General features: G+C 63.4%; 12 protein-coding genes. All 12 read right to left on the reverse strand.

Annotated elements, in window-relative coordinates; all coding sequences use genetic code 11:
• Nucleotides 1-24 precede the first annotated feature (24 nt).
• The 12 genes from NFJ07_RS21915 to dop all read right to left on the reverse strand — a co-directional run bounded on the left by NFJ07_RS21915 (nt 25) and on the right by dop (nt 12994).
• On the reverse strand, nt 25-2922 hold the full coding sequence (locus tag NFJ07_RS21915; RefSeq protein WP_269997794.1) for a DEAD/DEAH box helicase: 2898 nt from the start codon (nt 2920-2922) through the stop codon (nt 25-27).
• A gap of 24 nt (nt 2923-2946) precedes the next feature.
• Nucleotides 2947-3741, reverse strand: coding sequence for a twin-arginine translocase subunit TatC (gene tatC / locus NFJ07_RS21920; RefSeq protein ID WP_269997833.1), 795 nt, complete (start codon nt 3739-3741; stop codon nt 2947-2949).
• Nucleotides 3742-3789: 48 nt separating this feature from the next.
• On the reverse strand, nt 3790-4056 hold the full coding sequence (gene tatA, locus NFJ07_RS21925) for a Sec-independent protein translocase subunit TatA (protein WP_236810992.1): 267 nt from the start codon (nt 4054-4056) through the stop codon (nt 3790-3792).
• A gap of 32 nt (nt 4057-4088) precedes the next feature.
• Nucleotides 4089-4448 (reverse strand): hypothetical protein, encoded by a 360-nt coding sequence (locus NFJ07_RS21930; RefSeq protein ID WP_269997796.1) that lies wholly within the window; start codon nt 4446-4448, stop codon nt 4089-4091.
• A gap of 9 nt (nt 4449-4457) precedes the next feature.
• A complete protein-coding gene (locus tag NFJ07_RS21935) occupies nt 4458-6494 on the reverse strand; it encodes a helix-turn-helix transcriptional regulator (protein ID WP_269997797.1) in 2037 nt (678 codons plus the stop codon).
• Nucleotides 6495-6589: 95 nt separating this feature from the next.
• Nucleotides 6590-6985 carry an FKBP-type peptidyl-prolyl cis-trans isomerase gene (locus NFJ07_RS21940; protein WP_269997799.1) on the reverse strand — a complete coding sequence of 132 codons (396 nt, stop codon included), beginning with the start codon at nt 6983-6985 and terminating at the stop codon, nt 6590-6592.
• A gap of 48 nt (nt 6986-7033) precedes the next feature.
• Nucleotides 7034-7978, reverse strand: coding sequence for an FKBP-type peptidyl-prolyl cis-trans isomerase (locus NFJ07_RS21945; RefSeq protein WP_269997800.1), 945 nt, complete (start codon nt 7976-7978; stop codon nt 7034-7036).
• Nucleotides 7979-8088: 110 nt separating this feature from the next.
• Complete coding sequence (gene pafA / locus NFJ07_RS21950; protein ID WP_269997802.1) at nt 8089-9453, reverse strand: Pup--protein ligase; 1365 nt, start codon at nt 9451-9453, stop codon at nt 8089-8091.
• Nucleotide 9454: 1 nt separating this feature from the next.
• Nucleotides 9455-10162 carry a proteasome subunit alpha gene (gene prcA, locus NFJ07_RS21955; RefSeq protein ID WP_269997803.1) on the reverse strand — a complete coding sequence of 236 codons (708 nt, stop codon included), beginning with the start codon at nt 10160-10162 and terminating at the stop codon, nt 9455-9457.
• 1 nt (nt 10163) lies between these two features.
• The gene (gene prcB, locus NFJ07_RS21960; RefSeq protein ID WP_269997805.1) at nt 10164-10973 is read right to left on the reverse strand and encodes a proteasome subunit beta; all 810 of its coding nucleotides are present in this window, start codon (nt 10971-10973) and stop codon (nt 10164-10166) included.
• Between the two features lie 78 nt (nt 10974-11051).
• Nucleotides 11052-11255, reverse strand: a complete 204-nt coding sequence (locus NFJ07_RS21965) for a ubiquitin-like protein Pup (protein WP_234749319.1) — start codon at nt 11253-11255, stop codon at nt 11052-11054.
• 122 nt (nt 11256-11377) lie between these two features.
• Nucleotides 11378-12994 carry a depupylase/deamidase Dop gene (gene dop, locus NFJ07_RS21970; RefSeq protein WP_269997835.1) on the reverse strand — a complete coding sequence of 539 codons (1617 nt, stop codon included), beginning with the start codon at nt 12992-12994 and terminating at the stop codon, nt 11378-11380.
• Between the last annotated feature and the right edge of the window lie 37 nt (nt 12995-13031).

Consider the following 13031-nt stretch of genomic DNA (forward strand, 5'->3'; position numbering starts at 1 on the left):
TCCTTGCTGGGAATCTGTGGTGGGTCAGGAGACGTTGGAATACGCTACGACGCCGCGGCGGACCAGATCGATCGCTTCGCGGCATATCTTCGTTTGGCGCCGTTCGAGCCCTGGAATCTTGGCCATCTGGTCCAGCAGGTCGATCACCTGCTTCGCCCAGCGCACGAAGTCGCCTGCGGCGAGGTCGGTGCCGCTGAGAACCTCTTGAAGATGGCGGCCCTTGGCCCATTTGAAGATGGGCCACACAAGTCCCAGCTCCGGCTCAGCGGTCAATGGCAGCCTGTTCTTGTCCTCGACGTCCTCCAGCGCAGACCACTCATGCACCACGATGTCCACGGATGATTCGAGGGATACCGACGGCATTTTGGGTCGCAGGCCGCGATCATCGCGCTTGGCCTGGTAGACCATCGTGCTGGCCAGCGCAGCCAGCTCGGCGGCGTCGAGGTCCTTGATGGCCCCTTGCCGTATGGATTGGGAGATCAGCAGGTCTTTTTCGCCGTAGATGCGGCGCAAGCGCTGGCCGTCCGCGCTGATGGAGACATGGCCGGCGTCGGACGTCTGGAGGTAACCGTAAGCGGCGAGGACGTCGCACACGCGGTCGAATGTCTTCGCGATCGTATTGGTACGGCCCTGGATCTGGCGGACGAGCCCATCAGTTTCATGGCGCAGTTTCCACCAGCGCTCGGCCCAGCGTGCGTGGTCCTCACGTTCGCTGCAGCCGTGGCAAGGATGGGCACGCAGTGCCCGGCGGAGGTCCGCAATCTTCTTTTCCTGGTCCGGCATGTAGCGGGCCCGGCCAAAGTCCTCGCTCCGGTTCGTTCCGCGGGCTGGCGGACGTCCCTCGCGCACAGCATTCCGCATGGCGGATGCGAGATCACGGCGGGATTTGGGCAGCTTCGCGTTGAACGACTTGGGAATCCGGATCCAGGACACGGGAGCGACCGGCCCTTCGACTTCGTGGGCGCCGATCCTGTGCAGCTGGCTGTCTTCCGTGAGGACCGCGGGACGCGGTTCACGCGAGTTGGGATCGGCGTTGAGCACGACCGCGTAGCCCGGCGTGCGTCCGCCGGGAACCTTGACGATGTCGCCAGGCATGAGCCGGGTCAGGGAGTCCACGGTCAGCGACTTGCGGGCCCGCGATGTGCTTCGCGAGGCAAATTGCTCGGCCTCGCTAAGGTCCCGCCGGAGTTTGGCGTACTCGGTGAAGTCGCCCAGATGGCACTTCATGGATTCCGCATAGCCGGCCAGCGACTCTTCACGGCTTCGAACCTGCCGGGCCAGCCCCACCACCGAACGGTCGGCCTGGAACTGGGCGAACGACGATTCGAGGATCTGCCGTGCCCTGGGCCGACCGAACTGGGCAATCAGGTTGATGCTCATGTTGTATGTGGGCCGGAAGCTTGAGTTGAGCGGATAGGTGCGCCGCGAAGCAAGGCCGGCGACGGCAGCAGGATCAGTACCCGGTTGCCAAAGGACCACGGCGTGGCCTTCGACGTCGATTCCACGCCTTCCCGCGCGACCGGTCAACTGGGTGTACTCCCCCGCGGTGATGTTGACGTGGGCTTCGCCGTTGAACTTGTCGAGCTTTTCCAGGACGACGCAGCGGGCGGGCATGTTGACGCCAAGCGCGAGGGTCTCCGTGGCAAAAACGGCTTTCACCAGGCCATCGGCGAAGAGCGTCTCCACGACTTCCTTGAAGGTCGGCAGCAAACCGGCATGGTGCGCTGCGAGACCGCGGAGCAGGCCGTCACGCCAGCTCCAAAAACCCAGGACATCGAGGTCGTCAGCGGGAATCTCGCGGCTCGCCTCATCTACCCGGGACGCGATGATCTGTTGTTCGCGCTCCGTCGTGAGCCACAGCCCGGCCGCGGCACACTGCGCGACTGCCCCGTCGCAACCTGCACGGGAGAAAATGAAGGTAATGGCTGGCAGCAGTCCTTGGCGGTCCAGGCTCGCAATGATCTGGGGCCGGCTGGCCTTGCGCACTGGACTGCGCTGCTCCCCGGCACTGTTGTCGCGCTGGCGGTCCTGCCGGCGGCGACTGCGCCCGCCGTGGCCAAAGCGGCCACGGAAATTCATCTGGCTTTCCGCCCGGGCCATTGACAGTAGTTCCGGGTTGACCTCGAATTCCCTCTGCAGGGGATTCCGGTCCGGCTCCCGCACTACCTCCGGCGCGGGCGCTTCGCCGTCGGATGCCCCTGGAGCAATCTCGTCGAAGGTGGTGTCCCCCGCGAAGAGGTCGACGATCTCACGCCCCACCATGACGTGCTGCCACAAGGGGACGGGCCGGTGTTCGGAGACAATCACATCGGTGTGTCCGCGCACGGTGTCCAGCCACGCGCCAAACTCTTCCGCGTTGGACACAGTGGCGCTGAGGGAAACCACTTGGACCTCGCTGGGCAGGTGGATGATCACCTCTTCCCAGACTGCGCCGCGGAAGCGGTCTGCCAGGTAGTGCACCTCATCCATCACCACGTAGCCAAGGTCCCCCAGGGTGTCCGAGTCCGCGTACAGCATGTTCCTCAGGACCTCAGTGGTCATCACCACAATCGGAGCCTCGCCGTTGATGGTGGTGTCACCGGTCAGCAGTCCCACGCTTGAGGCACCGTACTTCGCCGAGAGCTCGGAGAACTTCTGGTTGCTCAGTGCTTTGATGGGCGTCGTATAAAACGCCTTGAGCCCGCGTTCGAGCGCCAGGTAGATAGCGAACTCGCCGACGATTGTCTTCCCGGCCCCGGTGGGCGCCGCCACGAGCACGCCCTTGCCTTCCTGGAGCGAACGGCACGCGTCACGCTGGAAATCGTCAAGTTCGAACTCCAATGACTGGGCGAAGGTGCCTAGATAGGTTTTCGACTCAGCACTCCGTTGCGCTGCGGCTTGAAAGGCTTCTGAGGGCGAAAGGGCCCCTGAATTGGAGGACATGCTTCAAGCCTAGTGGCCGTAAGACTACAGACTCTCCAGATCGGAGGCAGGTGTGGCGACGTCGGCCGTGGCTTCCGTCTCAGCGGCAATCTTCGACTGCTGGCGCGCGCGCCGTTTGTCGTTCAGCATGCAGAGCCCGATCGCGGCGAAGAACAGCGCAAGGAGGGGGCCGGCGAGCATGAACATCGACAAAGCGTCCGCACCGGGCGCGGCAACAGCCGCCAGGACGAACACGAGGAAGACCGTGATGCGCCAAGCTTTGAGGATGGTCCTGCCGCTCAAGACGCCTGCCATGTTCACGCCCACCAGAACCACCGGCACCAAGAAGGCGATGCCAAGGAAAAGAAGCATGTGCGTGGCGAACGTCAGGTACTGCGATGCGTCGATGTTGTTGGCACCGTTTTGGGGCGTGAACTGCAGAAGCGCGCGCACGACGTTCGGAATGACCGTCCATGCTACGTACACGCCAACCAGGAACAACGGCACCGCAGCGGCCATGTACCCGAGCGTGTAGCGGCGCTCCTTCTTGGTCAGGCCGGGAGTGATGAACGCCCAAACCTGGTAGATCCAGATGGGGCTGGAGAGCACCAAGCCGATCTGGATGGCAATCCGGAGCTTGAAGTCGAAGGGATCCGCCACGCTCGCGAAATTCAGGACCGCGGTCCGTTTGGTCTCCTGGGCGATCTTGACCAACGGATCCGACAGGCTGTTGACCACCGGCTCATACAGGAACCACCCTGCCACGGCTCCCAGGAGCACGCCGATGGCAGACTTGATCAGCCGATTCTTAAGCTCCCTGAGGTGGTCTAGGAGCGCCATCCGCCCTTCGGGGTTGGCTTTGCGGCCCGTTGTCGTTGCCACTACTGCTTAGCTACGCGTTGCGGGCGGAACGTCAGTGTCGTTGCCGCTCTTGTTCGCTTCGGGGTGGTTGACCACTTTGCCTTCAACGGGGTCCGTGTCGTCCTTGGCCGCCGGCTTGCCGTCGTTCTTCATTTCCTTGACTTCGGATCTGATGATGCGCATCGACTGGCCGAGGCTGCGGGCCATGGCAGGCAGCTTGGGTGCCGCAAACAGCAGCAGGGCCACGATGATGATAATGACAATTGGCCAAGGGCCATCAAATAGTCGTCCCACGGGAAGTCCTTTCGTTGGAATACATCCTACGTCTAACTGAATTCGATGTCGTGCAGAGACTGGGGTTGGCCCCGTTCTGCTTTGCGCTTAACGCGCTTTTGGCGACGCACTTCCTGGCGGGAGGCCTTGGCCGTCACGTAATCATGACGCATCTGTTCCGGTGTGGCAAAAACAGCCGCACCGAACACTTTCGCCGAAGCCTCGCCGTCGTCGCCGTCGTCGTCGGCGCGTTCGGGAAGGTGCGTGCGATGCCCTAGCTGCTCCCCTGCGGCACTCAGTTCATGCACCGTGGCCATGAACTTCCGGAAAAGCCGGACGCCCAGCAGGACATAGCAAAGCAGCGATACCGCTATCAGCGCGACCCACAGAAGGATCCAGGACCACCAAGGCATTTGAGTAGTCTAACCAGCCTTCATGGTTTGTGTCGGGTCCGCTTGCTTGTACTGCTGGAGGGCCGCCGCCACCCACGCTGCAGAAGCGTCCGCCAACTCGACGGGCTGCAAAATACGGGCCGCACCGCCGTGCTGCGCAACGAACATCGGCAACCAGTCCGCATTTCCGAACCGAACCTCGGCGAGCAAGCCGCCGTCAGGAAGCACAGCGGTCCGCTCCGCATAATAATCATCCGCCAGCCCGACGCCCTGCCGGGTCAATTGGAGGACGACGACGACGTCGTCGTCGTTGGGCGTGTACAGCTTCACCGGAACGCCCTCCTCGGCGCCGGCACTCTTGGAAACCGGTCGACCGTTGGGCGCGATCTCCTCGATGCGGTCCAGGCGGAAGTTTCGCAGTCCGGCTTTGCTATGGCAGTACGCCTCGAAATACCACGTGTTGTCCAATGAATACAGCCTCAAAGGATCGACGTCCCGCTCGGAGACTGAGTCGTGCTGCTGTGACAGGTAGCGAAGCCGCAGTTGATGGCCCGACTGGATTGCCCGGGTGACGGTGTCGAACGCCCCGGCGTCGGCCGGGGTTACGGGTGGGCCAGCGACGGCCGCCGCCAAACGGCCGGCCTCCCCCGCTGCACCGGTGAGCTTCAGGGTCACAGACTCCAGGGCTCCGCTTTGCTCGTCCTCCGACATTCCGCCCTGTGCCGGAAGTCCGCCCAGCGTCGCCAAGCCCGTCAGCAGGGCGCAAGCCTCGTCAACGCTGAAGCGGATGGGCCGGTTGAGTTCGAGGTGCTCGCGGATGTACACGTGCTCGCTTTCCCAATCGATATCAAACAAGTCGTCCGGATAGCCTTCGGGGCGGCCGGAGCAAATCAGTATCGTCAGGTCGTCCACCAGTTCCTCGCGGGTGACACCGAAGCGGTCCGCCACCTCCTGGATGGGCAGGCCCTGGTTGTGGACAAGGAACGGGACCAGCTGCAGCATGCGGTTGAGTTGGTCTTCCGAGGTCCGCTTGCGCGCCCGCGGCGCCGGTCCGGCGCCGGAGAAGCGGACTTCGACGGCGGGGCTCGCAGCGAATGCGGCGGCGGCTTCAAGCCGCCGGATCACGGCGTAACGCAGCTCGGGAGGTCCGGCCACGCGCACGTGGGGACCATAGGAGGCCAGTTCTTCGGCGAGCAGCTCACTGTCCCGGAACGGCACGGAGAGCCGGTCCATGCCCATTTGGGAGCCACCGGCGCCATCGGCGCCAGCGACACTCACCGCACGCTTGCGGAGACCCAGCAAACGGCCTTCGGCCACGTCGAGGTGGGCCTCCTGCAGGGGAAGTTCACGGAGGCTGTCCAGTTCGGCGCGGGTATCAAACCCTGGAGGTATCTCGCAGTGATACCCGGTCTCAACGTGAACATCGCTCGTCATCCGGGACAGCCGGAAGAAGCGTTTCGCGTTCCGACCCTGGTCGAAGCCCACCAGGTACCACTGGCCGAAGCGGCTCCCGAGGCCCCAAGGCTCCACGATGCGGCGTTCGTCCTTGCCGGTGCTGGCGGCACGGTATCCGAAACTCACGGGGTGCTGGCCGTTCATGGCCACGATGATGTCGTCAAAAGCCTGGCCAGCGGGCTTGATGCGCGGCTGCACGCCAGCAGGGAGTTCGACGTCGGCAAGGTCGCCGGAAGCCTGCAGCTTCCGTAGCGCACTTGCGGCGGCCGAGCCGAGCGCCGCGCGTTCCCACAGCCGCGCAGCCAGGAGCAGCACCGTGCCCTCCGCCGGCGTCAGTTGCACATACGGCAGCCGATTGGATTCCTTGCCGATGCGGTAGCGGGCCGAAGCGGGATCGTCTGAGCCAAGCCCGTGCTCAAAGAGCGTTTCGATATCGAAGCCAAATTGCTTCAGGTCCGACTTGTCCCGTTCAAACATGCGTCCGAACGCGACGCCGCTGCCGCCGGCGTCGTGATAGACCTTCTCCCTGAGAACGGCCCGGGACAGGCCGTATTTCGTGTTCAGAAGGGCGATCAGCAGGTTCAGGAGTCGTTCGGTACGTGATGCGGACACGCCTGCAAGGTTACTAAATTCCTCCGGCAAAGGCGGAAGGCGCGTCTGCGGCCGGATTCCTCCGGCTGCAGACGCGCCTTCCTGTGCTGCGAAACCTAGCGGACTGCCACGAGGTCCACCACGAAGATCAGGGCTTCGTTGGGCTTGATGGACCCGCCCGCGCCACGGGAGCCGTAGGCAAGCTCGGAGGGGATTTCAAGGCGACGGCGGCCGCCGACCTTCATGCCAAGCAGTCCCTGGTCCCAGCCCTGGATGACCTGGCCGACGCCCACGCGGAAGTCCAGCGGTGCGCCACGGCCCCACGATGCGTCGAATTCCTCGCCTGTGGACCAGGCAACGCCAACGTAGTGGGTGGAGACGGTGTCGCCGGCCTGAGCCTCGGCGCCGTCACCAACGATGATGTCCTTGATAACGAGTTCCGTGGGGACATCGCCCTCCGGGAAGTCGATCTCCGGCTTAGTGCGGTCGTAATCACGCTGACCAAATGACATGGGTACTCCTCAATTTATTGGGATGGTGATGCGGATGTTTGCGGAAGGTTACTGGGCGCCCAGGATGTCCACGACGAATACGAGAGTTCCTGCGGGCTGACCCTGTGCTGCGGCGCCGGCGCCATAAGCGAGGTCCGTGGGGATAACCAGGAGGACACGGGAGCCGACCGTCTTGCCGGCAAGGCCTTGGGTCCAGCCCTTGATGACGCCGTTCAGCGCGAAGCTGGCGGTCTGGCCCTTGTCGTAGCTGGAGTCGAACTTCTTGCCGTCAGCCAAGGTGACGCCGACGTAGTTGACCGTCAGGGTGTCCGTTTCCTTGACGACTGCGCCCTTGCCCTTGATGAGATCCTGGGAGACGAGGGCCTGAGGGGCCTTCGCGCCGTCAATGGAAATCTGCGGAACTCCCTTGTCATCGACCTTCACCGTGGGGAGGCCGGCGGGCGGAGTGACGGTATCGCCCTCGGGCTTGTCCAGGGGCTTGACTGCGTCCTTGACGCCCGTGATCTTGAAGACCACCAGCTGGGATGATGTTGCCGCTGCTTCGGCCGACGCCGCAGTTCCGGGGACGGCGAAAGCGATGTCAGCGCCCACCTTCGCACCGACCAGCGCGTTATAAAGCACAGCGCTGCCAGTCTTGAGCTGGTCGTTCAGTTCGACGGGCTGTGACCCGGTCGGGAACGTGTCTTCGAGGGTCTTGCCGTCCTTGCCGTCGACGGCAATGTAGGTGATCTGCGCCACCTGGCCGGCCTTCACTTTGTCGCCGGTGCCGTCGCTGACCATTTTGATGGTTGGCTGCGTTACGTCCAAGGGCTTGTTGAATTCCAGGCCGGGTGCCTTCTTGTCGCCATTGTCGGAGACCTTGAGGGAATCCAGCTTGGCGACTTCGCCGGCGGACTGACTGGTGGGCTCCGGGGTTGCTGTTGGTGCCGGACTTCCGCCGCAGGCGGTGAGCAGCAACAGGCCGGGGATAAGAATTGCTAGTAGACGTCGCACAAATTGAACTTTCGTCGGGGCAAAAGGAGGGCATGGCCGGGCCAGGCTCGGCCATGCGCGTAGAGGCCTAGTGAAAGGCCAACCTCCAGACTAGCTGGTGAAACTGGGAGTCAGCTCATTGAGTCCAGGAGGGCATCCACTCTTTCGTCGACGCTTCGGAAGGGATCCTTGCACAAAATCGTCTGGTGCGCGCGGTCGTTCAACTTCAGATGGACCCAGTCCACGGTGTAGTCACGGCCGAGCTCCTGGGCGCGCCGGACGAAGTCACCACGGAGTTTTGCCCTGGTGGTCTGGGGCGGCGCGTCCACCGCATCCTTGATGTCGGTGTCGGCCACGAGGCGCCGTGCCGCGCCACGGGACTGGAGCAGGAAGAAGAGCCCGCGCTTGCGCGAGATGTCGTGATAGGTGAGGTCCAGTTGCGCGATTCTCGAGGAGTCGAGGCCGATTCCGTGGCGACGCATGTAGGCATCCATCAGCTTCTTCTTGATGGCCCAGTCCACTTCCGTGTCGATTCCGCTGGTGTCGCCGCTATCGATCGCGTCCAGCGTCCGTTCCCAAAGGTCCAGGATGAGCGGTACGTGCGGATTGTGGGCTCCGTTTGATGCGACAAAGGCACTGACCTTTGCAAGGTACTCACGCTGAATGTCCAGGGCCGTCAGTTGCCTGCCGTTGGCCAGGCGCACCAACGCTTTGCCGCTCAGGTCGTGGGATATTTCCCGGATGCTGCGAATGGGGTTCTCCATGCGCATGTCCCGCATGATCACTCCGGCCTCAATCATGCGCAGGAGCAGATCCACCGTTCCCACCTTCAAGAGGGCGGTGGTCTCGGACATGTTGGAATCGCCAACGATCACATGCAGTCGGCGGTAGAACTCGGCGTCGGCGTGCGGCTCATCACGGGTGTTGATGATGGGGCGGGATCTCGTGGTTGCCGAAGATACGCCTTCCCAAATGTGGTCGGCACGTTGGGAGAACGCGAACGTGGCTCCGTGGGGTGTCTTCAGGACCTTCCCCGCGCCGGCGATCAGCTGCCGTGTGACGAGGAAGGGAATGAGGATCTCGGCGAGCCGGGAGAACTCGCCCCGTCGTGGAATCAGGTAGTTTTCGTGGCTCCCGTAGGAATTGCCGGCGGAATCGGTGTTGTTCTTGAACAGGTAGACCGTTCCGTTGAATCCCTCTGCCGCAAGTCGCGCCTGCGCTTCATCAACGAGGTCATCGAGAATGAGCTCTCCGGCCCGGTCGTGGGCGATCAGCTGCGCGAGGTCGTCACATTCCGCAGTGGCGTACTCGGGGTGCGAGCCGACATCCAGGTACAGGCGCGAGCCATTGGTCAGGAAGACGTTGGAGGAACGTCCCCAGCTCACTACTTTGCGAAAGAGGTACCTGGCGACTTCCTCGGGAGCCAACGGACGCGAGTCCGGGCTCGAATACGAAATGCCGAACTCGGTTTCAATCCCGAATATTCTTTTGTCCATCTCAGGCCTCCCCTGCCAGCAGCTGCGTGATTTCTTCTGCCCGGAGCCGCCGGAAGGCCCGGCGGGATCCGCGCCCGCTTTCCGGACTTCGGTCCAACACTGCGGCCTCGACGGCGGTGCCGGGCAGGGCGTCCACTTCCTTGTCCGTGGCCAGCGCCTTGACGGCCAGTCGCAATGCACCGGCCAGGTTGAGGTCAGCCTTCCAACCGCCGGCCACGGTCTCAGCTACCTGCTCGGCCAAGCCGCCCATGACCACAAAACCGTTCTCGTCGGCAATCGAACCGTCGAAGGTCAGCCGATAAAGGTGGTCCCCGGCCTGCGTGTGCCCGACCTCTGCCACTGCAAGCTCAACTTCGAACGGCTTTTGTTCCGCAGTGAAGACGGCGCCAAGGCTCTGCGCGTAAACACTGGCCAGCCCGCGGGCCGTGACGTCCTCGCGATCGTATGAATAGCCGCGGACGTCAGCATAGCGGACACCCGCTTGCCGAAGACTTTCAAACTCGTTGTACTTGCCCACGGCTGCGAAGGCGATCTTGTCGTAGATCTCGCCGATCTTATGGAGCGACGGCGAAGGGTTTTCCGCCACCAACGCGATGCCGTCAGCGCAACTGATCACGACGACGGAACGGCCACGGGCGATGCCCTTCCGCGCGAAATCCGCGCGGTCCTTCATCAGCTGCTCAGGCGAAACATAAAACTGCTGGGTCATCTCAGGCCTCCCGTCCGGCAACTGCTCGCGATTCAACAATGGATCCGGCGATCGCCGCCAACTCCCGTTCCGGCACTCGGCGGGCACCGGCGCGGTTGACGGTGTACACCACCGGCCAGAGCTGCCGGACGGGATCCGGACCGCCCGTGGCGGAGTCGTCGTCGGCGGCGTCATAGAGGGCTTCCACCGCGACGGCGACTGCATCGCCTTCGGTGAGGTTCGGCCGCCACAGTTTCTTCAAGGCGCCACGTGCGAAGACGGAACCGGAACCGACCGAGTGGTGTTCCAATTCCTCGTACCGCCCGCCCGTCACATCGTAGGAAAACAGCCGTCCCACGCCGGCTGCCTGGTCGAAGCCCGCGAAGAGCGGGATCACCGCGAGACCCTGCATGGCCATCGGCAGGTTTCCCCGAATCATGGCTCCAAGCCGGTTGGCTTTGCCGTCCAGGCTCAGCAGCGTGCCCTCGATCTTTTCGTAGTGCTCCAATTCCACCTGGAACAACCGTGTGATGTCGATGGCCAGGCCCGCCGTTCCGGCAATTCCCAGGACGGAGTATTCGTCGGCCGGGAAGACCTTCTCGATGTGCCTGCTGGCAATCACGTTGCCCATGGTGGCACGCCGATCCCCGGCCATCAGGACGCCGCCGGGGTAGCTGAGGGCGACGATTGTTGTGGCGTGGGGCACCGGCGGAATCTGTCCCGCGGGCAGCGTTTGGCTAAAGGGAAGGAGTTCAGGCCTGGAGCGTTGGAGATGCTCTATGAACGAAGACGTTGCCTGGGTGGCCAGATGGCCGGTTGCTGGATCCTGCATTGCTGCGCTCCTTCGACTCTGACATCCGATGCCCGGCGGCCTCGCGCCGGCCGGGCCCTTAGCCTAGCTGGCGGCTGGCTACTGACCGCCCTTTTGCACAAATGCCCGTACGAATTCCTCGGCGTTCGATTCGAGTACACCGTCGATTTCGTCGAGGAGATCGTCCACGCCCTGCGTGGCGACCGAGGCCTGTGCCTCTGGCGCTGCGGGCGGTGCCTCGGGGGCGTCGGCCTCTGCCTCTACGTCCCGCGACTGCGGTTGCTGCTGCTCCTGAGCTGCCATTTCCTTCTCCATTCTGTCCATCCCCGGCAACGGGGACTTCCTGTAATGCCATACTGCCACGGGGCGGGCCGCGACGCTGCGATTTTAAGGGCCCGTTTGGCAGCCTTTAGCCAGCTGCCCGTTCAGGCGGGCGGGGCCGGGTCCAGGCCGAGCAATTCACGGAGGAACGCACCCGCTGTGGCGTGTTTCCGAAACAGCTGACCGGTGAGCGCTTCCGTGCCGCGGAGGGGTTCCCGGGTGGGCACCCGCTGCAGTTTCCCGATGCCTGGAACGTCGAAGATGACCGAATCCCAGCTGGCGCCGACCACGTCCTTGCCAAAGCTCGAAACGCACTTCCCACGGAAATATGCGCGGGTGTCCGACGGCGGCTCGACGACAGCGCGGCCGATCGCGGCGTCGTCGACGATCGTCTGCATCCGGTCGCGGGAAAGCAGACGGTAGTACAGGCCTTTTTCCGGCCTCACGTCGGACCATTGCAGATCGACAAGCCCCAGGCGGGCGTCGTTCCATTCCAAGCCATCACGGTTCCGGTAGCCATCAAGCAGGGACAGTTTGGCCAGCCATTCGACAGAAGACGCGGCACTTGCGGGGTTGCTCCCCAAGAGCCCCAGCGTCGACTCCCACCGTTCCAGGACATCGCGGGTGTGGCCGTCTCCAGTGAAGGAATCGGAGACCCCGGTTTCCTGCCCAAGTTTGGCCGCTGCCTCGTAGTACATCCACTGGATATCAAGCGCTGTTACGCGCCGCCCGTCGAGAAGCCTGACGGTGGCAGTCAGGGAGGTGTCGTGGCTGATTGCCTGCAGGCCCGCCACGGGCTCATGCACTTCGATTTTCGGAGCCTGGCCGGCTTCGATAAGGCTCAGGACCAGTGCCGTCGTGCCAAACTTCAAGTAGTTCGACACCTGGCTCAGGTTGGCGTCGCCGATGATGACATGCAGGCGCCGGTATTTGTCCGCGGTGGCATGCGGTTCATCGCGCGTATTGATGATCGGACGCCTGATAGTGGTTTCCAGCCCCACCTCGGCTTCGAAGAAATCCGCACGCTGACTGATCTGGAATCCGGCAGTTGAACCGTCCTGGCCCTTGCCGAGCCGCCCGGCACCGCAGATGACCTGGCGCGTGACGAAGAATGGCGTCAGGCCGCGGACAATGTCCCCGAAAGGCACCGAGCGCGGCATGAGGTAGTTCTCGTGGGAGCCGTAGGACACCGATTTGTTGTCGGTGTTGTTCTTATACAGATTGATGGCCGGCAGATCGGGATCCGCTGCCACTTTCCGGACCGTGGCCAGGGCGACGAGGTCACCGGCTGCGTCCCACGCAACGATGTCGCGGGGATTGGTGACCTCGGGACTGGAATATTCCGGATGGGCATGGTCCACGTACAGGCGAGCCCCGTTGCCAAGGACCATGTTCATCAGCAACGATCCTGACTCGTCGCCGCCGTCTGCTTCCAGCTCCTGCCGACCGTACGCCAACGCGACGGCCTCGGCGTCGAGCACCGGAGGCCTGTCTGTCAGCTGGCTGGGATCTGCGGCGCTACGCTCCACTGTCCAACCGCGCGCATCATGCAGGGGTTCTTCGTCCGTATAATCCCAGCGGGTCTCAGCGCCCCCGGCCGCCCGCTGTCGCGTCAGATTGGCGTAAGCCTGGATGATTCGCGCGGACATCATCGTGGCGTTGGCACCCGGCGCAGAGGGCGCGTGGATACCGTATTCAGTTTCCGAACCCATGACCCGCATGGCCCCGCCCACGGGAAGCTTGTCCGAAGGCAGGCCT

The sequence above is a fragment of the Arthrobacter sp. B2a2-09 genome (assembly GCF_027587375.1).
GTDB lineage: Bacteria > Actinomycetota > Actinomycetes > Actinomycetales > Micrococcaceae > Arthrobacter.